The sequence below is a fragment of the Pseudoalteromonas sp. A757 genome, from assembly GCF_004103285.1.
Lineage (GTDB): Bacteria > Pseudomonadota > Gammaproteobacteria > Enterobacterales > Alteromonadaceae > Pseudoalteromonas > Pseudoalteromonas galatheae.
Genome location: NZ_QNQN01000072.1, coordinates 130,054 through 153,910, shown reverse-complemented (window position 1 = coordinate 153,910; position 23,857 = coordinate 130,054). Strand labels below are relative to the sequence as shown.

The window sequence follows — 23,857 nt, the reverse complement described above, 5'->3', positions numbered from 1 at the left end:
TATGGCTTCTCCGGTCAACAGAGCTGCGGGATATCAAACTTCAGAGCATCTTCACAAGGTGGTCGAACGGCATGCTCCACTGGTGAAAAAAGTGGCGTGTCACCTGATAGCTCGACTTCCGGCAAGTGTGCAACTCGACGATCTCATCCAATCGGGGATGATTGGGTTGATTGAAGCATCTAAAAATTTCGATGCTACTAAAGGAGCTAGTTTTGAGACCTTTGCGGGGATCCGTATTCGAGGCGCGATGTTGGATGAAATTCGCCGTGGCGATTGGGCTCCGCGTTCCGTACATAAAAATAGCCGAATGGTGGCTGAAGCTATCTCCGAGCTAGAATCTCTCCTTGGTCGAGAACCAAAAGACACTGAAATCGCTGAAAAACTTGATATATCTCTAGATGAGTACCATCATATTTTACATGATGTAAATGCAAGCAAAGTCATCGGGATTGAGGATCTTGGGGTTGATGAAGATGTGATAACCCCTGCAAACAGCGATTTTGCGCTAGACAAACCGTTTAATAACGTTAAAAATGAGCGTTTTAACGAGTCTTTAGTAAATGCGATCAAAGCGTTACCCGAAAGAGACGCTTTAGTTTTGTCACTTTACTATAACGACGAAATGAATTTAAAAGAGATTGGCGCCATTCTTGATGTTAGTGAATCTCGAGTAAGTCAAATTCACGGTCAGGCAATGATAAAGCTTAAAGCTAAAATCAATGACTGGATAAATTAGAGTACATAAAATAGTTGGGTTCGAACCTCACTGGAGGAAGTTTTGGATAAGAACATGAAAATTCTCGTGGTTGATGATTTCTCTACTATGAGAAGAATAATCAAAAACCTATTAAGAGATTTAGGCTTTACCAATGTTCAAGAAGCTGATGATGGTAGTACAGCACTTCCGATGCTACAAAATCAGGAGTTTGACTTTGTAGTAACTGATTGGAATATGCCGGGCATGCAAGGTATTGATCTGCTTCGTGCAATACGAGCGGATGAAAAACTTAAGCACATTCCAGTGTTGATGGTTACCGCAGAAGCGAAAAAGGAACAAATAGTTGCAGCAGCGCAAGCTGGAGTTAACGGATATATTGTCAAACCGTTTACAGCTGGCACGCTTAAAACTAAGCTTGAAAAAGTATTTGAGCGACTAGGCTAACAGCAAGGGGATATGGCCTATGTCTGTAAATGCTGCGCCTCAAATTACACTTGAACAAGCAAAACAACTTGTCGAGCTTTTAGAGCAGGGTGAACAAGAAAAAGCTGACCAGCTGATTTTAGAAGCTGCTAACAAAGAGCAATCGGAGCTATTTGCAGAAGTTGGAAAGCTAACTCGTCAGTTGCACGAATCTTTAAAGAACTTTGAACTAGATACTCGGCTTGCAGATCTCACAACAGAGGCTATTCCTGATGCAAAGCAGCGCCTTAATTATGTTATGGAAATGACGGAAAGCGCTGCAAACAAAACGATGGACGCAGTCGAAGAAAGCTTACCTCTTGCGCAGAATCTTGCGGATGAGTTAGCGCAAATAAAGCCCACTTGGGATAGGTTGATGAGTAGGGATATTCAACTCGGTGAGTTTAAATCTCTGTGTCATGATCTCGACAGCTTTATGCAGACTTCAAAGACACGGACAGACGAATTACAAGGTTTAATGACCAACGTTCTGATGGCACAAGACTATCAGGATTTGACAGGACAGGTTATCCGTCGTGTTATTGAGCTTGTGAGGGAAGTAGAAGATAGTCTCATTCACCTTCTAACTGTGTTTGGCACTTCAGATGAAGCACCTGCCGTTGCAGAAAAAACGAATGAAAATGAAATAAAAACAACTGAGACTATCAGTAATGAATTGTCTGGACCTGAAGGTCCAATTATTGACGCTGAATCGCGAGATGACGTGGTTTCTGGTCAAGACGAAGTCGATGACTTGCTATCTAGTTTAGGCTTCTAGTTGGAGAGTGTGTATGAGCTTTGAAGTCGATGAAGATATCTTGCAGGACTTTCTAGTTGAAGCAGGTGAAATATTAGAACTGTTATCTGAACAGCTTGTTGAACTAGAAAATAATCCTGAAGATAAAGAACTTCTTAACGCGATTTTCCGTGGCTTCCATACCGTAAAAGGTGGGGCTGGTTTTCTCGGTATGACTGAACTGGTTGATGCCTGTCACGGTGCGGAGAACGTGTTTGATGTATTACGACAAGGACAGCGAAAAGTAACTTCGGAATTGATGGATGTTATTTTGCAATCTTTGGATACTATCAACGAAATGTTCGCTTGTATTCAAAACCGGGAGGAGCCAGAAGCTGCTGATCCTGTGTTGCTTGAAACACTCCACAAACTTAGCCAGCCCGCTTCTGAAGACGAAGTCAATGAGGTGATTGACGAACCTGTTTCTGAGCCAGAACCTTTGGTGCCGGATTTAAATGCAGATGATATTTTATTCGATGCAGATGTTGGCTCAGATACTGATAGTAGTTCAGGCATTGATGAGATAACGGAAGAAGAGTTTGAAAATCTGCTAGATGAATTACATGGCGCTGGTAATGGTCCCGCTGTAGTTCCAGCGACTAAAACTGAAACTGTGTCAACCTCGGATGATGGTGACATCACTGATGATGAATTCGATAACCTTTTAGATGAACTCCATGGTGTTGGTAAATTTGGTAGTGCACCAAATACAGAAGACCCGGTGACTTCGCAAGCCAGTGAATCTGAAGCTAAGCAAACTTCAACCGACGGGGGGAATGCGCCTGCTGGTGATGAAGAAATCACTGATGATGAATTTGAAGCTTTGCTTGACGAGCTGCACGGTAAAGGGAGTGCACCTAAAGCAGTGGATGAGTCGCCCGCAAAAGCGTCAGAGAGTAAACCTGTTCAACCTGAGCCAGTTAAAGCTGCGCCAGCGCCGAAACCAGCCCCGAAGCCTGCGCCTAAAGCGGAAATTAAGCCTGCAGCTCCTACACCACAAAAAGAGCCTGACGCTGCAAAAGCCTCAGCACCTGCAGCTGCAAAGAAACCTGCTGCGCAAGCTGAGACTACAGTTCGAGTTGATACTAAACGTCTTGATGAAATCATGAATATGGTTGGTGAATTGGTGTTGGTTCGTAATCGATTGGTTAGCTTAGCCAATAACACCAATAGCGAAACCATGGGGAAAGCCATTTCAAACTTAGATGTAGTGACCGCAGACTTACAGGGCGCCGTGATGAAAACGCGGATGCAGCCAATCAAAAAGGTTTTTGGCCGTTTCCCTCGAGTTGTACGAGATCTTGCACGAAGCTTGAAAAAAGAGATCAACTTAGTTTTACAAGGTGAAGAGACAGATTTAGATAAGAATCTTGTTGAAGCGCTTGCAGATCCATTAGTTCACTTGGTTAGAAACTCAGTGGATCATGGTATTGAAATGCCTGATGTACGTGAAGCTTCGGGCAAAGCAAGAATGGGAACCGTTACCTTATCTGCATCACAAGAAGGAGATCATATACTTCTTACCATTCGTGATGATGGTGCCGGTATGGATCCTGAAAAGCTCAAGAAAATAGCTATCAATAAGGGAGTTATTGATTCTGACCAAGCGAGCAGATTGTCTGATACTGAAGCCTATAATCTGATCTTTGCACCAGGTTTTTCAACGAAAGAACAAATTTCAGACATTTCAGGCCGTGGTGTCGGGATGGACGTTGTTAAAACGAAGATCACGCAATTGAATGGCTCGGTAAATATCCAATCAGAACTGGGTGTTGGTACCGTATTAGAGATAAAAGTACCGCTTACATTGGCTATCTTGCCTACCTTGATGGTGGTAGTGGGTGAGCAAACATTTGCGTTACCACTTGCTGGTGTGAACGAGATATTCCATTTAGATTTGACTAAAACGAATGTGGTTGATGGTCAACTGACTATCATCGTGAGAGAAAAAGCGATCCCGCTGTTTTATCTTGAGCATTGGTTAGTGAAAGGTGCCAACAGGAGCATGAGAAAGGCGGAAGGCCATGTCGTCATTGCGCAAATTGGTACCAAGCAAGTCGGTTTTGTGGTCGATTCTCTGATAGGTCAAGAGGAAGTTGTAATAAAACCATTAGATGCATTGTTACAAGGTACACCAGGTATGGCCGGTGCTACTATCACATCCGATGGTGGCATTGCGCTAATCCTTGATGTTCCCAACTTATTAAAACACTACGCCTAATTTTATTAGGCGTAGTTCGAATTCTAGAGCAGCATTTGCTGTTCTGCTGTAGAGCAAAATAAAAGAGCGTTGCCAATGGCAGTTAAAGTGTTAGTCGTAGACGACTCAAGTTTTTTTCGTCGTCGAGTCAGTGAAATTTTAGAAAAAGACAATGAAATCAAGGTTATAGATTTCGCTGTTAATGGCAAGGAAGCGGTTGAAAAAGCCGCTTCATTGCGTCCAGACGTAATTACTATGGACGTAGAAATGCCTGTGCTTGATGGGATCAGTGCGGTGAAGCAGATCATGCAGGCTACACCGACCCCAATCTTAATGTTTTCTTCGCTTACTCGTGAGGGCGCGAGTGCTACGTTAGATGCACTGGATGCTGGCGCCGTTGATTTCTTACCGAAAAAGTTTGAAGACATCGCTCGTAATAGCGAAGAGGCAATTAAATCATTACAAAATAAAGTTAAGGAAATAGGCCGTCGCCGTGTTAGCCGCTTTACTCGCCCTAGTATCACGACTCCACCTAAGCGAGTCGAACCTAGAGCAACTCGCACTGACACAGGAAGAGCAACGATCCCTCAACCGGATAGAAGTTTTCAGAGACCGGTATCTGGTGGCACGTCGAATACCGCAAGTGTTAGAGCGTCGGGTAAAAGATATGGATTGGTTGCAATTGGCACGTCAACAGGTGGACCCGTTGCGCTGCAAACGATATTGACGCAGTTGCCTGCGAACTTCCCTCATCCAATTTTACTTATCCAGCATATGCCTGCCGCGTTTACGCCTGCGTTTGCAGCAAGATTAAATAGCTTATGCCAGATTAAAGTTAAAGAGGCGGAACAAGGGGATAGATTAATGCCTGGCGTGGCCTATTTAGCCCCAGGTGGTAAGCAAATGCTGGTTGAAAGTCGCGGTGGTAGTAAGACACTTAAAGTGTTTGAGGATGATAGCCCACGGATCACCTACAAACCTAGCGTTGATGTGACATTTGCGAGTGTTGCAAAAGCTTATGGCAGCGACACGTTAGCAATTGTCTTAACGGGAATGGGCGCAGATGGCCGAGATGGCGCTCGTATGCTAAAGCAGGTGGGGGCCACTATTTGGGCGCAAGATGAAGCGACTTGTGTTGTGTACGGCATGCCTCAAGCAGTCGCCGGCGCTGGACTTTCTTCGGATAGTATCGCCCTACAAGACTTTGCTGCGAGAATTAATAAAGAAGCAGGTAACCAATAGACTAAGCTATTACTTGGTTGCTTTGCTTGAAGCTTGTAAATATCAAACGTCTAAAAAGAATAAATAACACTGAGTTGGTATAGTATCTATTGAACGAAATCAATAGTGATAAGCGAAGGAATATAGAGTGAAAATTTGGACAGTAGCAAATCAAAAAGGTGGCGTGGGTAAAACCACGACGACGGTAAGCTTAGGAGGCATTCTTGCTGAACAAGGTCACCGAGTTTTGCTTATTGATACCGATCCTCATGCTTCACTGACATATTACTTTGGTATTGATTCTGAAGAGCTAGAAGTCAGTGTGTATGATATTTTTGCACGCGGCAGCAGTATGACGAGTGAAGAAATTTTACAGTCTCTTTGCCCATCAACTATTGAAAATCTTGATATTTTGCCTGCCACTATGGCCATTGCTACGCTCGATCGTAGTATGGGTAATAAAACGGGTATGGGGCTTATCTTAAAGAAATCGCTCGAAAAAATAGCGGATCAATATGATTATGCTATTTTAGACTGTCCACCCGTACTTGGTGTGTTGATGGTCAATGCGCTAGCAGCGAGTGAGCGAATTTTAGTACCGGTTCAAACTGAATTTTTGGCGTTGAAGGGACTAGATAGAATGATGCGCACGATGGAGCTAATGCAGTCTTCACAGCAGAAGCAGTATCAATACACCATTATTCCAACAATGTATGATAAACGGACCAAAGCGTCGTTGGAGGCGTATAAAACGTTGCTGGCAACATACAAAGAGGCCGTTTGGCCAGGCGTGGTGCCCGTAGATACCAAGTTTAGGGATGCGAGCCTTGCACAGCAGGTCCCAGTACAGTTTTGTCCTAAATCGCGAGGCGTATTTGCGTATCGTGCACTATTGGACTACCTAAAGCAGTTAAGCTAGAGAACATAATGAGTAAGCATTTATTTGCAAATGAAAAGGTGATGAAGCAGTATCTTGGCGCCCTGTTACAAGAGGAACCAGAGATTGAACAATGCGAATTATCGCCGGTTGCAAAGCTGCTTGAGCAAGTAAAAGAGCCAGAACCAGAGCTAGAAACGACAGAACCCCCAGCTGTGGTGGCAATCGAGCCTCAGGAACAGGTAAGTGATGTTATTGAAGAACAATCGAGTAAATTAGCTCAAGATCTTGAAGTCACTGAAAATACATCTATTATCAAAGAACAGGCAACGATAGAATCCGTCTCGGCAAGGGATGCCTATCAAGAAGGTGAATTCCAAGCATTGTTTTTTGAAGTGGCAGGCTTGACACTGGCGGTTCCGCTGAAATCACTCGGGGGAATACACCAACTGGGCGAAGTCAATCAACTCTTTGGTAAACCTAAATGGTTCAAAGGCGTCATGCTAAATCGTGAAGAAAAGCTCAATGTTGTTGATACTGCGCGATGGGTAATGCCTGAAAAATTAACACCAGAATTAGAAGATGCTCTGGATTACCAGTATTTGATTACGCTTGGGGATAGTAACTGGGGACTGTTAGCTGAAAAACTAGTCAACAACCTAACACTCAAGCCTGAAGACATAAAGTGGCGCACAGCAGATGGTAAACGTCCTTGGTTGGCTGGGGTGATTAAAGAAAAAATGTGCGCACTGATTGATGTAGAGAATTTAAACCGTTTGCTAGAACAAGGCCTCGATAGTCGAGAGCAGTAACTAGTATATTGATGGAGTGAAACCATGAGCCAAGATAGACTACTTTCTGCAGACAAAAATGCTGATAGTAATGATGAAGTATTGCAATGGGTTACTTACAAGCTTGAAGAGGAAACTTACGGTATCAATGTAATGCAAGTGCAAGAAGTATTGCGTTATACCGAAATTGCACCAGTCCCAGGTGCACCAAGCTACGTGCTGGGGATCATTAATCTGCGTGGTAACGTTGTAACGGTTATAGACACGCGAGCTAGGTTTGGCCTGCAAAGTGCAGAAGTCACGGATAATTCAAGAATTGTGATTATCGAAGCCGAGAAACAAGTTATTGGTATATTAGTCGATAGCGTTGCTGAGGTGGTTTACTTACGTAGCTCGGAAATTGACAGCGCGCCAAACATTGGCACAGAAGAAAGCGCTAAGTTTATCCAAGGCGTATCAAATCGAGAAGGCGAGCTATTGATCTTAGTCGATCTTAATAAGCTATTAAACGATGATGAATGGGATGAGCTGAGTCATATCTAGATGTCTGAAGTAGTAAACGCACAAACCGTTTTACTCGTCATATCAATAACCTCAAGCATACTTGCATTAGTATGCTTGAGGTTTGTTTTTGTGATGGGTAAAAAACTACAGAATGCGCAGGGCCAAACAGCGCAACTTTCGAGCTCACTAAAAGGGGCTGAGCAACAAATAGCAATATTACGTAGCGAAGTTGCAGAGTTACGCGCCAGTATCATGAGTATTGGTAAGCGGGTGGTCGCAACCGAGCAAGAATTAAATGATGTTGCGAATCAGCAAGCAGCACAAAAATATGATGACCCCGACGCAAAAATGTATTCTCGCGCCGTGAAAATGGTGGAACTTGGCGCTGATATTGAAGAGGTGATGCGCGAGTGTGAGTTGCCAAGAGCAGAAGCAGAGCTGCTCATGTCTTTACATAACAAATCAAAATAATCGTCTAGAAAGTAGCAAGCTAGAAAATTTTGGCTATGCCTTTATATCTAGCTTGCCACGAAAACCTTCCCAGCCAGGTGGAAATTTACCACGCATAATGTAAGAAAAGGCGATGAGTTCAGCAATCACATAGTAGAGCTCCCTTGGGATTTCTTGGTGTAACTCAAGCGCACTAAGTGTTTGTGCTAATGATTCATCTTCATGGATCATGATGTTTTTCTCTTTTGCCAGCGCAATAATTTCCTCTGCCAGCTCGCCATATCCTTTAAAGGTAACCTGAGGTGCGCTTCCAGCTTCATATAACAGTCCAATAGCAGATTTTTGTGTCATCTCTTTTACACCTTAATGTTGATAATTGCGTGTTCATTAAAGAACTTATCTTGAAAGCTGGCTTCTTCCCTAAGGCCTATCTCAGCGACTTGCAGCCCATGTGATGCTAACTTATGCCTGAGCGTTGCCAAATGTGGTTCTGCGAGCTTCTTGACCTGATTAGAAGTGGCTACCAACGCGCATTCTAGGGCTTTATCCATCAGCTCTGCTTGGGCATGGATCTGACCTTTTTCTGCAAAATCAAAACAAAGACGAATAAACCACACAGATTTCTCTGGCATGCCAGGTTTTGGCGACTTTTTATATTCACCTATTTGTAATTGTGTTTGCTGTTGCTCTTGTCCTACTTTAGTGGGGAAGAGCAGGTTAACAATCAACTGCGCTTCGCTGTCTTGTTTGGTAGAGTTGGTCGCTGTAGTGTGTGATTGTTGCGGTTGTAATTGGTTATGTAATTGCCCCAATTCGTTTAACAGCTCTTTTGCTTGTGGCTGTTGTAACGCGTCTGCTGTTTGCTTGGGAGAGAGCAACTTCAGCTGCGGTAGCAGTGCATCCAGCAAAGCTTGTATTTTTTGTGTTGCTTGATCATTACTCTGAGCTAGGTTTGCCACCTGACTACCTAATAGTGACACAATTAAACGGTCTAACATTTGTGTAAAGCTCGATTGAGTTAAACTTGTTGGCGTGTTGGCAAAGGTTGCCATGCCCAGTTGGCTTTCTAACTGGTTTTTAATGGTAATCGCGTTGACCGAGCGCTCATCAAGCAAACGCGTAAATGCTTGGTTGACTAATTTCTGTAACTCAGGCGTCTGTTTGAATGTTTCTGCTTTTGCGAGCCTTTCAATAGTTGCAGAAGCTTGGTGTAGTATATTTTGTGTGTTTTCTTTTTTTTGTTCGGCCTTAGCCATGGGCAGTGCAAGCAGGGCTTCAATAATCCCTTTAATTTGATTGCTGGTAGGCTGTGGTACTGGGGAAGGTGTAGCGGTTATTTGCTTGCCTTGTGATTGTGTAGATTGCAATTGGAATATTTTAGCAGAATCTACAGGTGTAGAGCTCGCTTTACGATAAAGCGGCCGCTCTAAGACTTGTGTCAGCTGTTCAGTTTGCTTATTGTTAAGCGATTGTTTACCTGTGAGGGTGTCCAATAATAAGGACAGAGCCTTTTGTTTCACCTCAAAATCGACTGGTGGCGCTTGATATTTTGGTGTCGCTGCGAGCTGGTGTTGTAAATAGTGAGCAATAGAGTTGGCTAACTTTTCGCTTTGCAAAGGTACGTGACTTTTTTGCAGTGGTAACGGTTGCTTTGCCATCAGCTCTGTAAGATTCAGTTTTATTTGGTTTGTGAGTTGTTGTAGTGGCGTGCTTGGTTTATTCTCGTTGTGAGCACTCACTATCTCACTTTGCGCAAATAATCTTGAGGCCGAACGCTTCGATATATCACTTTGGTCGTTTTTTAGCGGAGAGTTCGCGGATTGATTGAGCTGATTTGTGAGTGGCTTCCCAAAAGGTCTTCCGATCAGGACTTGCAACGCTTTTACTACCGTTGACTTAATTTGTTGCAGATTGACTTCTATTAACGGTTTGTCATACGCCAGCGTATGTACTGATGCTAAGCGTGACTCAAGCTGTGATGGGGCTTCCTTACTAACCGCGCTTACCTGTTGCAGCAAAGTGCTAAGCGGCTTTATGGTTTCTACTTTTACTTGCTGCGCAGGTTTAGTGATATCAATTCCATTGAAAGCCGCTTTTACTTCGCCCTTTTGCCATGTGGTGGCAGCCGGCCAGTTACTGCTAATTGGCGATAAGATTACAGGACGGTCATTAATTTTAAGTGTTAATCCACTTGGCTGCGGTTTTATCTCAACGCTGCTAAGTTGACTAGAGATAAGTTTTGCAATCATTGACTTAGGTAAAGCTGTACTAAACAGCAAGTCTTTAAATTGATTGACGACTTGCAAGGAAACATTACTTTGTTGAGCACTAAGATGCGCAATGAGTTTGTTTTCACTTGCGAGCAATTGTGCCACGGCTTGTGGAAGCGGTACTTTTAAATCAAGCGCCTTGATGTGTAATGTGGTGTCTGGCAACGTGGTTGCTGAAGACTGTACTACTGGGCTTGGCGTATGCGTCTTTAGCGTCGTTAAAATATCAAAAAGCTGTTTTGTCAGCATTACTTGCGCTTGTAATTTGGGCGTTTGAAAGGTGACCACCTTGCCAGTTTCATCGATACTAACCTGTGCTTCTGGAAGCTGATTGGGCTGAGTTGGAGGCTTAAGCGCAAGTTGGATAGTTTGCCAGCGGCCATCAATTGCCACATCCATTTTTAGTTTATCGTTACTAATTTGGATATTCTTTGCTGCAAACGGTTGGTTTTTGGCTAAGTCTAATCTCGATACTTCGCTATTATCTGTGCTTATCACAGATGCTGTCGTCGTATTTGTCGTAATTGGCAGCTTATTCATTATTTTAAATCAAATTTTCGCTAATCGGTCGCATCGGATTATTCGTATTACCATACCATTATGTTAGACTAACGCCCAATTTTAGGTAAAGAGAAGCCCAAGTTTGCTAGAGATAGACGCCGTCACTTGTACCAAACAAGATAGATGCTTGTTTGACTCATTAAGTTTCACTCTCCATGCGGGGCAGATCATGCAAATTGAAGGCCCAAATGGTGCCGGAAAAACCTCTTTGTTGAGGATCATTGCTGGATTCGCTAGAGCGGACGAAGGGCAGATCCGCTACAACAGCACTGATATCCGTGATGATTATGATTCATTCGCAGCCGATTTATTATTTATTGGTCATAAGACAGGTGTCAATCAACAACTTAGTGCCTACGAAAATGTCCAACATTGGCTTATGGTTCACGGCGCTCAGGCAGATGAAGAAGAAGTTTATACACTGCTTGCTAAGCTCGGCTTAATCGGACTTGAAGATGTACCTGTGCGAACGTTATCTGCGGGTCAGCAGCGCCGTGTAGCGTTAGTACGTTTGTGGCTAAATCAAGCCAAGCTTTGGGTGCTAGATGAACCATTTACTGCGCTGGACAAAAAAGGGGTCGCCATGTTGCAAACCCAATTTCAGTCTCATCTCGACAAGGGGGGCGCCATTTTATTGACGACCCACCAAGATCTCACCGCACACTTTGCACAGTTACAAACTTTGGCGTTGGAGTACCGTTTGTAATGCAGACTCAACATTCTTATTGGTTAGCTTTTAAATCGGTTTATGCCAAAGATGTGACCTTGGCTTTTAGACAACGCGCTGAGATAGTCAATCCGCTGTTGTTTTTCTTAATCGTGATCACCTTATTTCCGTTAGCAATTGGACCCGAACCTGCGCTGCTTACCAGAATGGCACCGGGTATTATTTGGGTAGCGGCGCTTTTATCGACTATGTTAGGTCTAGATAAATTATTTAGGGACGATTACAACGACGGCTCATTAGAGCAATTGATTGCTTCACCTTATCCTTTATCGCTATCAGTATTAGCAAAAGTAGCAGCGCATTGGACAGTCAGTGGTTTGCCAATGGTGGTGCTTGCGCCCTTGTTCGCGCTGTTAATGAATCTCGAGTCGCAGTCTCTTAATGCGACTGTATTGACCTTACTGATAGGTACACCGTTATTAAGTTTTATTGGGGCTATTGGCGCAGGACTCACCGTTGCATTGCAAAAGGGTGGCATTTTAATGAGTTTACTCGTCCTTCCGCTTTATATCCCCGTATTGATTTTTGCAACGTCCGCCATAGATACCAGTAGCATGTCTTTAGCGTATGGTGGTCAACTTGCAATCCTTGGTGCGATGCTTGCCGTCGCAATTGTCGCCGCACCAATTGCCATATCGTCAGCTTTAAGAGTGAGTGTAAGTTAAAATGTGGAAGTGGTTACATCCTTATGCCAAAGCGGAGCGTGCTTACCAACTGTGTAACACCTTGCTTCCTTACTTTGCCGTGATTGCGGTAGTGGGCTTAATTGTTGGATGGGTTTGGGGGTTAGCCTATGCGCCAGCCGACTACCAACAAAAAGATAGCTATCGTATTATCTTTATTCATGTGCCATCGGCTATTTGGTCGATGGGTGCATACTCTTCTATGGCTATTGCAGCTATTGTTGCCTTGGTATGGCAAATTCGAAATGCTGAACTGGCGGTAATCGCCATTGCGCCAATTGGTGCGGCAATGACCGCGATTGCGTTAATCACTGGTGCTGCTTGGGGTAAACCTATGTGGGGCGCTTGGTGGGTCTGGGATGCAAGATTGACTTCAGAGCTTATCCTATTGTTTTTGTACTTTGGTGTTTTATCTCTATATCACGCTTTTGAAGATAAAAAATCAGGTGGTCGAGCTGCCTGTATCCTTGCCATTGTCGGGGTTGTTAATCTGCCTATTATTCATTTCTCAGTAGAATGGTGGAATACGCTGCATCAGGGGTCAACTATCACCAAATTTGATACTTCAGCGATTGATCCTTCCATGTTGTGGCCTTTGCTTATCAACATAGTGGCGTTTGCAGGTGTGCTTGGCGTGGTTACGCTAATTCGTTTGAAAAATGAAATTTTACGAAGCGAGCAACACCGTCCTTGGGTCCGCGAATTAGTGAATAGGGGTTAATCATGCAGTTTGAATCCTTCAGTGAATTTTTAGCCATGGGTGGCTATGGCTTTTATGTTTGGCTCTCATTTGGCTCATGTGCGTTAATACTTGCTGGTATTTTAGTCGGCTCTATCTTGGATGGTAAGAAGCTAAAGCAAGCAGTTAAAGCGCAAATGGCAAGAGAAGCACGCATTAAAAAAGCAAAAGAGGAGTCGCAAGCATGAATCCTAGACGCAAAAAAAGATTATTCACAGTTATAGCCGTTATCTTTGGTATTGGCGCGGCGGTTGGGCTTACGCTTTACGCACTACAAGAAAATATTAATCTGTTTTACACGCCGAGCGAGCTTGTTGAAGGTAAAGGTGAGTTAAAAGAAATACCGCAGATAGGCCAGAAATTGCGTATTGGTGGTATGGTTGTGCCAGGTTCCGTGGTGCGTGATGAAACGTCTTTAGATGTGTCATTTAAACTTATCGACACCGGTCCTATGGTTACTATTCGTTATAAAGGCATTCTTCCTGATCTGTTCCGTGAAGGCCAAGGTATCGTAGCACAAGGGACGTTAGTTGAGTCTAATGTAGTTGAAGCGTTTGAAGTGCTAGCCAAACACGATGAAGAGTATATGCCATCAGAAGTGGCAGAAGCCGTGAAAGGCATTAAGCACGAAAAGCCAAAATATAATTTAAACAGCGAGAACTAAGATGGTCCCAGAAATAGGTTACTTCGCCTTAGTTCTGGCGATGGCATTGAGCTTATTATTGTGTATTTTCCCATTGTGGGGTGCTTACACTGGTAATTTAAGGCTGATGAAAGCCGCCCCTTCACTGGCTGTGGGTCAGTGTATTCTCGTGGTGTTTTCATTTTTGGTGCTGATCTACATCACATTAATGGATGACTTCACAGTTGAATATGTGGCACATCATTCGAGTAGTACCTTGCCTTGGTATTATAAAATCACTTCAACTTGGGGAGGGCATGAAGGTGCAATCTTACTATGGTTGGTGATGCAATCCATGTGGACCATGTTGGTTGCGGTGATGTCAAAATCGTTACCATGGGTATTGCGAGCGCGTGTGCTAGGTGTACTCGGCTTTTTAGGTGTGGGCTTTATGCTTTATACCCTTTGGATGTCGAGCCCGTTTGAACGTTTGCTTCCTTACTTTCCTGTTGAAGGGCGTGATTTAAACCCATTGCTGCAAGACCCTGGCATGATCATTCATCCGCCACTCCTTTACATGGGTTATGTGGGCTTATCCGTGTCTTTCTCTTTTGCAATTGCTGCGCTTTTAACCGGTAAACTTGATAACACTTGGGCTAAATGGTCACGTCCTTGGACAATGGCTGCATGGGGCTTTCTTACGCTAGGCATTACCATTGGCAGTTGGTGGGCGTACTCAGAGCTAGGCTGGGGCGGTTGGTGGTTCTGGGATCCAGTAGAGAACGCTTCACTGATGCCTTGGCTTGTTGCAACCGCTTTATTGCATTCACTCGCAGTAACAGAAAAGCGTGGTGTGTTTAAGTCTTGGACAGTGCTACTTGCTATCACTGCATTTAGTTTATGCTTACTTGGCACCTTTATCGTTCGCTCAGGCATTATCGTTTCGGTGCATGCGTTTGCAACCGATCCTGACCGTGGTTTATATATCCTCTCCTTCTTGGCAGTGGTTGTAGGTGGTAGTTTAGCACTATACGCAATGCGCGTAGCTCAAGTGTATAGCGAAGGGCGTTATCAATTCATTTCGCGTGAAGTGGCGCTGTGGATCAACAATATCTTCTTAGTGGTTGCGACCTTGATTGTATTATTGGGCACGTTATTGCCTATGATCCACAAAGAGCTGGGTTTAGGCTCTATTTCTATTGGCGTACCTTTCTTTAATCAAATGTTTGCGATATTAATCGTTCCGTTCGCGATTCTGCTGGGTTTAGCGCCTATGTTGCGTTGGAAACAAAATAAGATGCCGCCGCTGGTGAAAAAGTGGGCTGTGTTGATTGCGGTTAGTTTAGTGCTCACAGCGACCTGGTTGTACTCAAGCTATGAAGTGGTGGCACCACTGACATTTGTTGCGACCGCTTTAGCTGTGTGGATAAGTGTGGCTACTGCCGCTGACTTATTTAATAAAGTGACCGTTCACCCAAGTGTAGCAATCGGTTTTAAAAAGCTAGGGCTGAGCTATTGGGCAATGGTGCTCGGGCACGTAGGTATTGCCTTTGTTATCGCGTCGGTGACGTTAACTTCCGCATACTCTGTTGAACGCTCTGTAAGCATGAAACCCGGTGAAACGGCGAAGCTAAACGAGTACGAATATCGCTTTGATGGCGTAAAAGAAATTCGAGGCCCGAATTATGGTGGGCATGCAGGCGTAGTGACGGTATTCAAAAATGGTAACAAGGTTGTCGAGTTATACGCGGAAAAACGCCGCTATGATATAGGGATGCAGTTTATGACCGAAGCCGCGATTGATGATGGCTTCTTCCGTGACTTATATCTTGCTCTAGGCGAGCCGCTTTCTGCGGGTGCTTGGTCACTGAGGATTTATCACAAACCCTACGTGCGTTGGATGTGGCTTGGTGGGCTACTCATCTCTTTTGCCGGCTTCATTGTGCTTGCGGATAAACGCTACCGCAGCCGCGTGAAAAAATCATCTCAAGTGGAGGCTTAACATGAACCGTAAGTTATTAGGTTTAGTGCCTTTTTTGATATTTATTTTTCTTTGTGTGTTTCTATATCAAGGACTATTCGGTAATCCAAGAGAACTTCAGACAGGCCGTTTAGGGCATACTATGCCTGAGTTTTCATTACCCGATCTAATGGATAGTGATAAAATCTGGACGGCCGACTCGCTCAAGGGTGAAGTCTACTTAATGAACGTATGGGGCACTTGGTGCCCAACGTGCATCGCTGAGCTGGGTTATTTAACTGAGCTTAGAGAGCGCGGAGTGAAAATAATTGGTCTGTATTACGAGCAGGCTTATGACCCAGATTTTGGCGACCAGTTTGATATCAATGCACTAAGACAAGATGTCAATAATATGCTGAGTCGTGCAGGTAACCCATACCAGTTTAATATTCTCGACTTGGAGCGTACATTAGCGCTGGATTTAGGGGTTTCAGGCGCGCCAGAGACTTTTTTGGTAGATAAGCAAGGTAAGATTTTGTTGCATCATACTGGCGATATCAATGAACGCGTGTGGCGCACTAAGTTTGCGGCAATCTATCAGGAGTTAACGCAATGAAATATGTAATTGTTTTGCTTTTAATGATGATTACCGCAGCAGCACAAGCAACGGAAGACAAATATAACTTTGCTACAGCGGAACGTGAGCAGACTTTCCGAGAGCTGACACATGAGCTACGTTGCCCGAAATGCCAGAACCAAAACATTGCAGATTCAGATGCTGTCGTTGCCAAAGATCTGCGTGATAAAGTCATTGCATTGGTTAATGAAGGTCAGTCTAAGCAAGAGGTTATTGATTATATGATCGACCGCTATGGCTATTTCGTTCATTATCAACCACCTGTTACGCCTGCAACAATCGTGCTTTGGGTACTGCCAGTGGCAATCATTATTTTAGGCTTCGGCTTTATTGTATTTCGTCAAAAACGTGCTGCGAAAAAGCAAGATTGGAATGCAGCGGACGAACAAAAGCTGGCTGAGCTCATTAACCAATATCAACGTCAGGAGCGTGAGCAGTGAGCGAATTCTCGACAGATTTAACCCAAATGTGGTTTTTGTTTCTTCTGCTGGGCATATTTGCCGGTCTCTTTGTGGTTTTTCCGTTTATAAAAAAGGAAAAACGTATCACGGTTGATCACGACGCAAATGCCGAGCGTATCGATATTTATCATCAGCGTTTGGAAGAGTTAGCAGAAGAGCTTGCTAATCAGCGTATCGAAAAAGACAGTTATAATGAATCTTTGATTGAGTTAAAGCGTCGCTTATTGAATGAGTTATCGCCTGAACAATCATTGACGAGTCGCGGAGACAACCGTGTTTTGGCGTTGACGGGTATTGCCTTTATGGTGCTAGTAACCGGGGTTTTTTACTACTACACGGGGAACCATAGGCAAATTGCGAGTTGGAATGAAGCCATTGAAAAGTTACCTGAGTATGGTGAGCGCGCAGTAATGCAAACGGGTGAGCCGCTGAGCGCTAATGAATTACAAGCATTTGCACTGGGACTAAGAACCAAACTAGCAACTGCTGGCGATGATGCAGTGGCATGGATGTTACTTGGTCGTGTTGCAATGTCACTCAATGATTTTGAGATGGCAATGCAGGCTTTTGATAAAGCCCTTGTGATGCAGCCTAATAACAATAATGTCTTAGTGAACTATAGCCAAGTGTTATTGATAGAGGGTTCAGAGCCTAGTATGAATCGCGCGGCAAAAATGTTATCAAAAGTGCTTAAGAATGATCCGACTAATGTTGATGCGATAAGTTTGTTAGCGCTAATTGCTTATGAACGCCAAGATTGGAAAGAATCGAAAGCCGCATTTGAAGTCTTGTTGTCGCAATTGGCTCAAGACGATCCGCGTTATGAAATGATCGCAGGACGGATTGCGGAAATCGACCAACAGCTAGGTCAATATTCTGAAGAGACTGTGGCTGCTAACGCCAGTATTGTCGCTACGGTAACTATTTCAGCAGAGCTACAGAATAATATTCCTAAAAACAGTACATTGTTCGTTTTTGCAAAAGCTGCTGAAGGACCCGCAATGCCATTGGCGGTAGCTAAAATTACAAACTTTAACTTGCCAATGACAGTAAATCTAGATGATAGTATGGCAATGATGCCTGAATTAACCTTGTCGAAATTTTCTCAAATTACGGTCACTGCTCGTATTTCTAATGATGGTTCAGTAATGCCTTCAGATGGAGAACTTGAGGGTGTTTCAAGCGTAATTGAGCTTCAACAGGGCGAAAATCAGCTCACTGTCGAGATTAGTCGTGTCTTAACAAATACAGGGAATTAAATGCTTAAAGCCGTGCTTACGGGCTTACTTGCGCTGACCATTGTCGGTTGTGCGCAAGTACCCGAAGAGAAAAAGGATCCACGAGATCCATTTCAATCACTTAACCGCCCACTCTATGATTTCAACATGGATGTGCTGGATGCCTATATTTTACGCCCTGTTGCTAAAGGGTATGTTGCGGTGACTCCCGCTCCGGTACGCAGTAGTGTTGTTAATTTCACCACCAATATCGCCGCGCCAACCGATGCGGTAAACGCGGCGCTGCAGGGCAAGCCTGACCATATGGCAATCAATGTTGCTCGCTTCTTAGTCAACTCTACCGTTGGTATTTTTGGTCTATTTGATGTCGCGAAAACCCTAGGTCTTGAGCTAAAAGATGAAGACTTTGGCCAAACTTTGGGGGTATGGGGCGTTGGTGATGGTGCGTATATTATGATCCCTGGTATGGGGCCGACAACAGCGAGGAATTTAACGGGTGATGTGGTCGATAACTTTGTGTTACCAGAAATCGCACTCACAACGCCTCAGACTGTATTAGTATTTGCACTTCGCGCAGTTGAGGCAAGAGCGGCTTTGATGTCACAGGAAAAGCTGCTAAATGAGTCGCTTGATCCGTACACTTTTTTAAAGGATGTCTATTATCAACGTCAGTTGTATGAGCTATTCGATGGTAACCCGCCAATAGAAGAAGAGCCTGATGATTTTGATGAGAACTTTTTAGAGAACTTGTAAAAATAAGGTCGGCCATCGCCGACCTTTTGGTTATCTTAGTATACGGTTAAAAGCGCCAGTTGAGATTTGCCCAGAGTGTTCGCCCAGGTTCATTGACTCGGTCAATTTGGTCAAAGCCACTTACCGCGGCGCCGGAACGGCTTAAATGTTCGGCATAGGTTTTATCGAGCACATTGTCTACACCAGCGCTGAGCTGTATTGCATCGCTATATTGATAATTGGTATTGAGTGAAAGCGTGCCAAAGCCTGCCGTAGCAGCGATATCCTGCCCCGCAATATTCCCTTGCCCAATCGCAACTCTGTGCTGGTGTCGTACTAATCGTAGCAATCCGCCTAATTGCCACTTATCACTTAATTGGTAATTACTTGCAATACGTAGTTGTAGAGGCGGTTGCTGAGCTAATGCGAGATTGTCAGTAAGGTTGTTACCCTTTACGTAGTTGATACTACCGGTGAGTTGTAGCGCTTTGCTCGCTTGCCACATTACTTCCCCTTCAAAGCCGAAGGTTTCCGCGTCAATATTTCTGGTCACTTTTGACATCATATTCATCTTTTTAAACATATTGTCTATCAGTAAATAGTCGTCAATTTGGTTATAGAACACCGAGAAATTGAAGTTAACGTCTGTGAACTGCTTTATCAATCCTGCATCTAATTGCATGGTCTTTTCGGTATCGACATTAAAGGCGGAAATAGATGTTTCACTTCCTCGGCTGCCACCAACCACTTCCCAATAATCGGGAAGGCGCTCTGTAACGCCGAAGCCGACAAAATAGCTGCTGTTTTCAGTTTGCGCTTGATAACGGCTAAATCCGCTTAATAACGTATCGTCTCTTGTTTGTAGGGCGGTTGGATTTGGTTTCATTGACATCATTGCGTTTAACATGGTGCGATGATCTTCACTTTGCCAATCATCAATGCGCAAACCGCTAACCCATTGGCTGGAGCGACTCAATTGATATTCGAACTCGGCAAATACACCGAGTTGTCTAAATTCAGCATCTATTTGGCGAGGCATCGTTTCTACCGGGTTGTTGAATTGATTTCGGCTGACTCGATTACGATGCTCGTTTGCTTGATAATCGACACCGTAGACAAAAGTATGCTGGGTATTGATCTCTGAAGTTAATGTGAGGTTCGCGCCATATGTTTTACGGTCAGGATTGGAGGAGGTTGGGGCTTTCATCATCATGTTAGCAACAAAAGGACGCAAGCTATGATTGTCCATAATATGGTCAACATAATTATAATAAGCGTTAAACTTTAATTCTTCAATCAGTGATGAAAAGGAAGATAGCTTGATATTCAGGCCAATATTTTCACGGTCAAAGAGACTGCCATCCATCATACGATCGGCATAGGCAACTTCTCCATCACTGACCCCGTAAGTCATGGAGTAGAAGGCGTCATCGGTAGGAGTGTAGGCAAACTCTGTGTCTATATTCCAGCGCTCATATGCGGAATGAACTTCGGTGCCATTGCCATCTTCATAATCATCGGCATCACTGTAATTTGCGGCGATACGGGCGTAGCCGTGTTCATTACCAGCTTTGATATCGCTATTAATACTATGGCGACCTTGGCTTGAAAGCACTGCATTGGTGAAGCCGATTATTTCAGACTTAGCAAGACGTTCATTCTCACGCTCAAACACGACAGTCGCAGCGCTGTTGCCAGGACCATATAGCACAGTTTGTGGGCCTTTGATGACCTTTAAGGTGTCATAGGATTGTGGCGTGATATAAGCCGTTGGTGGATCCATGCGGCTACCACAACCACCAAGCGTTTGACCATTATTGGCGATGATGGCAATTCTTGAGCCAGCCATACCACGAAACACAGGGTCTGCGCTTGCCCCCCCTTTTTTAATTAATGAGAATCCAGCAATAGAAGAAAGTAAGTCTGCACCATCTTGTGCGGGTAGAGGTTGGCGTACTGCTTTCGCGTCCGTTGTAAGCGTGATTGGTGTTTGCATCGGTGCGATAACAACGATTTTTTCAATTTCATCAGCATGCGTTATGGATGATAAGGAAGCAATAGCAAGAGAGAGTAGAGTGCGTTTCATATGTTCACTTTGACGTTGTTTTAGTGAACTTATTTTATCGCTATCAGGCGCTTAGCGGGATGCGACAGATTGTCGCATCCTTTAATAGGTTACTCTATCGCTTTTATTTGAGTGTCACTCCAAACTTGTGACTTTTGATATAACTCTGCGATATTTTGACTGCTTAGGCCAAGAGATTTTGACATGGTTTCAACGCTGCCCCAGTCACCTTTTTCCATCGATTCTGCAAGATCCAGATAGATACCAAAAGCGCTTGGCTTTTTCAGGAGAGTTGATTTTATTTCTTGAGATAAGGGTAATTTCGTCAATAAGTTTGCCATATCGTCATCAAGAATGGCGTCCATTAGTGACATCATGCCAACCAAAAATGTGCTTCCGGTATCGGAGATCTTCTTGGCCTTGGTTGCTACAGCTTCCATAAAATGTGCGCGCAATAAGGACAGTGAAAGCAGCTCCTTGGGTTTTTCAGTATTGAGCTGTGAAGCAAACAATAATGAGATCAGGCGCTTAAGCTCATCATTGCCGAGTACAACCAAGGCTTGCTTAATTGTCGATATCTCTGCTCTGCGCTTAAACACGGCACTATTGGCATATCGGAGTAGTTTATAACTAAGGTTTACATCCCGCTCAAAAACCTGAGTGATCCTAGCAAGATCAGGCTCAACGCTTGATGTTTCGTAAAGTAACTCTGCCATGGCCAATTCAGAAGGCGCCAGTGATTTGGTTTTGACCATTTCGGGTTTGGCAAAAAAGAAGCCTTGGAAATATTTGAAACCAAGCGACTTGGCAAGCTCAAACTGCTCGTAACTTTCTACTTTTTCTGCTACTAAATCAATTTGAGGAAAATCCTGTATTGCGGCCTTAATAATATTGATCTGTTCAAGATTTGAGGCCAAAAAATCGACCTTTATTTGGTCAATATAGGGAAAAAAATGACGCCACACATTTTGATGCTGATAATCGTCAAGTGCGAGCGTATAGCCTTGCTCTTTTAACTCTTTAACACAAGCTAAGAGTCGTTTTCCCGGTTGTACCGTTTCTAATATTTCTACTACTACTTGTTCTGGCGCTAGCATTTGTACATAGCCTTTTGCCAGTGTCTCTAGAGTGAAGTTAATGTAAGCAGGGTGTTGGTTCGTTAGGTCATCTAGACCAAAGGTAAATTGACTTCCTTCCACCAAACGACTCGTTGCTTCATCGCCGTCAATCTCGGGAAACACATTATTTAAGCTATCACGAAATAAAAGTTCGTAGCCAATCAACTCCCTTTGCACATTAAAAATTGGCTGACGAGCTGCATAAAAATACATAGATACTACCATCCGAACAAAATGCTATTGGCTTTAATATAAGGTAAAAGCGCAGTTAGGTCACGTTGGGAAATTGAGTGTACTTAATATAGGTAATTATCAATCGCATAGCGAGTAATAACTAACCTGTTCACTGAGTTAAAAATAAAATACAGTTTTGGTCAACGGTCTCAGGTGGTTGGGTGTATGGTTTGTGCGTGTTATAGTGAAGTCTTTATGTTTTTGGCTTTTATTCAAAGTGAGTTAGAAATCGAATAATTAAGTGATAGAAAAAGCTCACATTTGGAGAAGAGCCCAACGAACAATTAGGAGGCTAATTTGGAGATAGGTACGATAATCTCTCTCGCACTGTATTTTATTGCGATGTTGGGAATTGGGTTATACGCATATAAAAAGTCGACCAGTGATGTGTCAGGCTACATGTTGGGCGGTCGTAGCTTACCACCAAGTGTAGCGGCACTTTCAGCTGGTGCATCGGACATGAGTGGTTGGATCTTGATGGGTCTACCTGGCGCCATGTTCTTGTATGGGTTTAGCAGTACATGGATTGCAATTGGCCTTGTGATCGGTGCTTGGCTTAACTATTTATTGGTTGCACCACGCCTACGTGTTTACACTGAGTATGCAAATGATGCGATCACCATTCCTGACTATTTTGCAAATCGCTTCGAAGATAAAGGAAACGCGTTGAGAATAGTGTCGGCATTAGTGATCATTGTTTTCTTCACGCTATATACCTCTTCTGGTGTTGTTGCTGGTGGTAAACTATTTGAGAGCTCTTTTGGCCTAAGTTATGAGAGCGGCTTATATATCACAACTAGTGTTGTTGTACTTTATACTCTATTTGGTGGTTTTTTAGCAGTAAGTCTGACTGATTTTGTCCAAGGCTGCATTATGTTTATCGCTTTGATTCTAGTGCCTTTAGTTACCTTCTCACTGCTCGATAATCCGCTATCTCAAACACTAAATGAGTTAAATCCAACGATGTTAACTTGGGTTGGCTCGGCGGGTGCAATTGGCATTATTTCAGCCATGTCCTGGGGTCTTGGCTACTTTGGTCAACCTCACATTATTGTGCGCTTTATGTCAGTCCGTAGTGTGAAAGACATGCCAACGGCACGACGCATAGGTATGAGCTGGATGATAGTTGCTGCGCTTGGTGCTGTGGGTACTGGTTTGTTTGGTGCCGCTTATGCTCATGAATATGGGATTGTTGTGGATGATTCTGAAACCATTTTCTTGATTTTATCTCAGCTGTTGTTCCACCCACTAATTGCGGGATTCTTACTTGCAGCTATTCTTGCAGCAATTATGAGTACCATTTCTTCACAGCTGTTGGTGAGTTCGAGCTCGTTAACGGAAGACTTTTATAAGATTTTCTTGAATAAGCATGCTTCGGATAAAGAGCTGGTGCTTGTTGGCCGTACTAGCGTGTTAGTTGTAGCGCTTGCTGCAATTTATCTTGCGTATGACAGAGACAGCTCGATTCTAGATCTTGTAAGTAATGCTTGGGCTGGTTTTGGTGCGGCATTTGGCCCACTGGTGCTGATAAGTTTATTCTGGTCTCGCATGAACTTTGCTGGAGCACTTGCTGGTATGGTATCTGGTGCGTTGACTGTGTTGGTATGGATCTATGGTCCATTTACCTATAATGGTGAGCCGCTTAGCGCGACATTATATGAAATTGTTCCTGGATTCATTGTTGCGACAATCGCTATCTTTGTTGTTAGCTTGATGACTAAAGCGCCGAGTAAAGAGATCACGACCCTATTTGATAAAGTAGAAAAAGCGCTTGATTAAAGTCAGTTGACG

Annotated in this window: 24 protein-coding genes; 20 read left to right on the top strand and 4 right to left on the bottom strand. The window is 43.8% G+C overall.

What is annotated here, in order from left to right:
• Position 1 precedes the first annotated feature (1 nt).
• The 9 genes from DRB05_RS16320 (at position 2) to DRB05_RS16280 (ending at position 8,040) form a co-directional block, all read left to right on the top strand.
• Positions 2-736: an RNA polymerase sigma factor FliA gene (locus tag DRB05_RS16320; protein ID WP_128727864.1), complete on the top strand. Its 735-nt coding sequence runs from the start codon at positions 2-4 to the stop codon at positions 734-736.
• Between the two features lie 42 nt (positions 737-778).
• Entirely contained in the window at positions 779-1,162 is a 384-nt protein-coding gene (gene cheY, locus DRB05_RS16315) for a chemotaxis response regulator CheY (RefSeq protein ID WP_010369104.1), read from the top strand.
• Between the two features lie 19 nt (positions 1,163-1,181).
• Positions 1,182-1,958 carry a protein phosphatase CheZ gene (locus tag DRB05_RS16310; protein ID WP_128727863.1) on the top strand — a complete coding sequence of 259 codons (777 nt, stop codon included), beginning with the start codon at positions 1,182-1,184 and terminating at the stop codon, positions 1,956-1,958.
• A 13-nt stretch (positions 1,959-1,971) separates the two neighbouring features.
• A complete protein-coding gene (locus DRB05_RS16305) occupies positions 1,972-4,197 on the top strand; it encodes a chemotaxis protein CheA (RefSeq protein WP_128727862.1) in 2,226 nt (741 codons plus the stop codon).
• 75 nt (positions 4,198-4,272) lie between these two features.
• The gene (locus DRB05_RS16300) at positions 4,273-5,418 is read left to right on the top strand and encodes a chemotaxis response regulator protein-glutamate methylesterase (RefSeq protein WP_128727861.1); all 1,146 of its coding nucleotides are present in this window, start codon (positions 4,273-4,275) and stop codon (positions 5,416-5,418) included.
• 127 nt (positions 5,419-5,545) lie between these two features.
• The gene (locus DRB05_RS16295) at positions 5,546-6,316 is read left to right on the top strand and encodes a ParA family protein (protein ID WP_010369100.1); all 771 of its coding nucleotides are present in this window, start codon (positions 5,546-5,548) and stop codon (positions 6,314-6,316) included.
• A gap of 8 nt (positions 6,317-6,324) precedes the next feature.
• Positions 6,325-7,086 (top strand): chemotaxis protein CheW, encoded by a 762-nt coding sequence (locus DRB05_RS16290; protein ID WP_128727860.1) that lies wholly within the window; start codon positions 6,325-6,327, stop codon positions 7,084-7,086.
• A gap of 24 nt (positions 7,087-7,110) precedes the next feature.
• Positions 7,111-7,608, top strand: a complete 498-nt coding sequence (locus DRB05_RS16285; RefSeq protein WP_102056492.1) for a chemotaxis protein CheW — start codon at positions 7,111-7,113, stop codon at positions 7,606-7,608.
• Complete coding sequence (locus DRB05_RS16280) at positions 7,609-8,040, top strand: DUF2802 domain-containing protein (RefSeq protein WP_128727859.1); 432 nt, start codon at positions 7,609-7,611, stop codon at positions 8,038-8,040.
• A gap of 33 nt (positions 8,041-8,073) precedes the next feature.
• Here DRB05_RS16280 and DRB05_RS16275 read toward each other — a convergent pair whose 3' ends face one another.
• Entirely contained in the window at positions 8,074-8,370 is a 297-nt protein-coding gene (locus DRB05_RS16275; RefSeq protein WP_010369096.1) for an EscU/YscU/HrcU family type III secretion system export apparatus switch protein, read from the bottom strand.
• Between the two features lie 5 nt (positions 8,371-8,375).
• A complete protein-coding gene (locus DRB05_RS16270; RefSeq protein ID WP_128727858.1) occupies positions 8,376-10,829 on the bottom strand; it encodes a flagellar hook-length control protein FliK in 2,454 nt (817 codons plus the stop codon).
• Between the two features lie 103 nt (positions 10,830-10,932).
• On the opposite strand from DRB05_RS16270, the gene ccmA reads away from it, so the two are divergent.
• The 10 genes from ccmA to DRB05_RS16220 are packed head-to-tail and all read left to right on the top strand — an operon-like array spanning position 10,933 to position 18,670.
• Positions 10,933-11,556, top strand: coding sequence for a cytochrome c biogenesis heme-transporting ATPase CcmA (gene ccmA / locus DRB05_RS16265; protein ID WP_081489968.1), 624 nt, complete (start codon positions 10,933-10,935; stop codon positions 11,554-11,556).
• A complete protein-coding gene (gene ccmB / locus DRB05_RS16260) occupies positions 11,556-12,242 on the top strand; it encodes a heme exporter protein CcmB (protein ID WP_010606377.1) in 687 nt (228 codons plus the stop codon). Before ccmA ends, ccmB begins: the two co-directional genes overlap by 1 nt.
• 1 nt (position 12,243) lies before the next feature.
• Positions 12,244-12,981, top strand: coding sequence for a heme ABC transporter permease (locus DRB05_RS16255; protein WP_010369087.1), 738 nt, complete (start codon positions 12,244-12,246; stop codon positions 12,979-12,981).
• Positions 12,982-12,983: 2 nt separating this feature from the next.
• Positions 12,984-13,187: a heme exporter protein CcmD gene (gene ccmD / locus DRB05_RS16250; protein WP_099030292.1), complete on the top strand. Its 204-nt coding sequence runs from the start codon at positions 12,984-12,986 to the stop codon at positions 13,185-13,187.
• On the top strand, positions 13,184-13,663 hold the full coding sequence (gene ccmE, locus DRB05_RS16245) for a cytochrome c maturation protein CcmE (protein WP_128727857.1): 480 nt from the start codon (positions 13,184-13,186) through the stop codon (positions 13,661-13,663). Before ccmD ends, ccmE begins: the two co-directional genes overlap by 4 nt.
• 1 nt (position 13,664) lies before the next feature.
• Positions 13,665-15,623, top strand: coding sequence for a heme lyase CcmF/NrfE family subunit (locus DRB05_RS16240; protein WP_128727856.1), 1,959 nt, complete (start codon positions 13,665-13,667; stop codon positions 15,621-15,623).
• A gap of 1 nt (position 15,624) precedes the next feature.
• Entirely contained in the window at positions 15,625-16,197 is a 573-nt protein-coding gene (locus DRB05_RS16235) for a redoxin family protein (RefSeq protein ID WP_128727855.1), read from the top strand.
• Positions 16,194-16,658 carry a cytochrome c-type biogenesis protein gene (locus tag DRB05_RS16230; protein WP_128727854.1) on the top strand — a complete coding sequence of 155 codons (465 nt, stop codon included), beginning with the start codon at positions 16,194-16,196 and terminating at the stop codon, positions 16,656-16,658. The genes DRB05_RS16235 and DRB05_RS16230 overlap by 4 nt, the downstream gene beginning before the upstream one ends.
• Positions 16,655-17,938 (top strand): c-type cytochrome biogenesis protein CcmI, encoded by a 1,284-nt coding sequence (gene ccmI / locus DRB05_RS16225; RefSeq protein WP_128727853.1) that lies wholly within the window; start codon positions 16,655-16,657, stop codon positions 17,936-17,938. The genes DRB05_RS16230 and ccmI overlap by 4 nt, the downstream gene beginning before the upstream one ends.
• On the top strand, positions 17,939-18,670 hold the full coding sequence (locus DRB05_RS16220; RefSeq protein ID WP_010369071.1) for a VacJ family lipoprotein: 732 nt from the start codon (positions 17,939-17,941) through the stop codon (positions 18,668-18,670).
• 46 nt (positions 18,671-18,716) lie between these two features.
• On the opposite strand, the gene DRB05_RS16215 is transcribed toward DRB05_RS16220, so the two are convergent.
• Positions 18,717-20,735 (bottom strand): TonB-dependent copper receptor, encoded by a 2,019-nt coding sequence (locus DRB05_RS16215; protein ID WP_128727852.1) that lies wholly within the window; start codon positions 20,733-20,735, stop codon positions 18,717-18,719.
• An 89-nt stretch (positions 20,736-20,824) separates the two neighbouring features.
• Positions 20,825-22,045, bottom strand: a complete 1,221-nt coding sequence (locus DRB05_RS16210; RefSeq protein WP_128727851.1) for an HDOD domain-containing protein — start codon at positions 22,043-22,045, stop codon at positions 20,825-20,827.
• A 318-nt stretch (positions 22,046-22,363) separates the two neighbouring features.
• Between DRB05_RS16210 and putP the strand changes: the two genes are divergently transcribed.
• Positions 22,364-23,845, top strand: coding sequence for a sodium/proline symporter PutP (gene putP / locus DRB05_RS16205; RefSeq protein WP_128727850.1), 1,482 nt, complete (start codon positions 22,364-22,366; stop codon positions 23,843-23,845).
• Positions 23,846-23,857: the final 12 nt, after the last annotated feature.

What these genes read in the sequence shown, in the direction of transcription:
- DRB05_RS16230 (WP_128727854.1), top strand. Translation starts at nt 16,194, where the DNA reads ATGAAATATGTAATTGTTTTGCTTTTAATGATGATTACCGCAGCAGCA.
- ccmD (WP_099030292.1), top strand. Translation starts at nt 12,984, where the DNA reads ATGCAGTTTGAATCCTTCAGTGAATTTTTAGCCATGGGTGGCTATGGC.
- DRB05_RS16235 (WP_128727855.1), top strand. Translation starts at nt 15,625, where the DNA reads ATGAACCGTAAGTTATTAGGTTTAGTGCCTTTTTTGATATTTATTTTT.
- DRB05_RS16320 (WP_128727864.1), top strand. Translation starts at nt 2, where the DNA reads ATGGCTTCTCCGGTCAACAGAGCTGCGGGATATCAAACTTCAGAGCAT.
- ccmB (WP_010606377.1), top strand. Translation starts at nt 11,556, where the DNA reads ATGCAGACTCAACATTCTTATTGGTTAGCTTTTAAATCGGTTTATGCC.
- DRB05_RS16275 (WP_010369096.1), bottom strand. Translation starts at nt 8,370, where the DNA reads ATGACACAAAAATCTGCTATTGGACTGTTATATGAAGCTGGAAGCGCA.
- DRB05_RS16240 (WP_128727856.1), top strand. Translation starts at nt 13,665, where the DNA reads ATGGTCCCAGAAATAGGTTACTTCGCCTTAGTTCTGGCGATGGCATTG.
- DRB05_RS16270 (WP_128727858.1), bottom strand. Translation starts at nt 10,829, where the DNA reads ATGAATAAGCTGCCAATTACGACAAATACGACGACAGCATCTGTGATA.
- DRB05_RS16220 (WP_010369071.1), top strand. Translation starts at nt 17,939, where the DNA reads ATGCTTAAAGCCGTGCTTACGGGCTTACTTGCGCTGACCATTGTCGGT.
- DRB05_RS16300 (WP_128727861.1), top strand. Translation starts at nt 4,273, where the DNA reads ATGGCAGTTAAAGTGTTAGTCGTAGACGACTCAAGTTTTTTTCGTCGT.
- DRB05_RS16305 (WP_128727862.1), top strand. Translation starts at nt 1,972, where the DNA reads ATGAGCTTTGAAGTCGATGAAGATATCTTGCAGGACTTTCTAGTTGAA.
- DRB05_RS16255 (WP_010369087.1), top strand. Translation starts at nt 12,244, where the DNA reads ATGTGGAAGTGGTTACATCCTTATGCCAAAGCGGAGCGTGCTTACCAA.
- ccmE (WP_128727857.1), top strand. Translation starts at nt 13,184, where the DNA reads ATGAATCCTAGACGCAAAAAAAGATTATTCACAGTTATAGCCGTTATC.
- DRB05_RS16290 (WP_128727860.1), top strand. Translation starts at nt 6,325, where the DNA reads ATGAGTAAGCATTTATTTGCAAATGAAAAGGTGATGAAGCAGTATCTT.
- DRB05_RS16285 (WP_102056492.1), top strand. Translation starts at nt 7,111, where the DNA reads ATGAGCCAAGATAGACTACTTTCTGCAGACAAAAATGCTGATAGTAAT.
- DRB05_RS16280 (WP_128727859.1), top strand. Translation starts at nt 7,609, where the DNA reads ATGTCTGAAGTAGTAAACGCACAAACCGTTTTACTCGTCATATCAATA.
- DRB05_RS16215 (WP_128727852.1), bottom strand. Translation starts at nt 20,735, where the DNA reads ATGAAACGCACTCTACTCTCTCTTGCTATTGCTTCCTTATCATCCATA.
- DRB05_RS16310 (WP_128727863.1), top strand. Translation starts at nt 1,182, where the DNA reads ATGTCTGTAAATGCTGCGCCTCAAATTACACTTGAACAAGCAAAACAA.
- DRB05_RS16210 (WP_128727851.1), bottom strand. Translation starts at nt 22,045, where the DNA reads ATGTATTTTTATGCAGCTCGTCAGCCAATTTTTAATGTGCAAAGGGAG.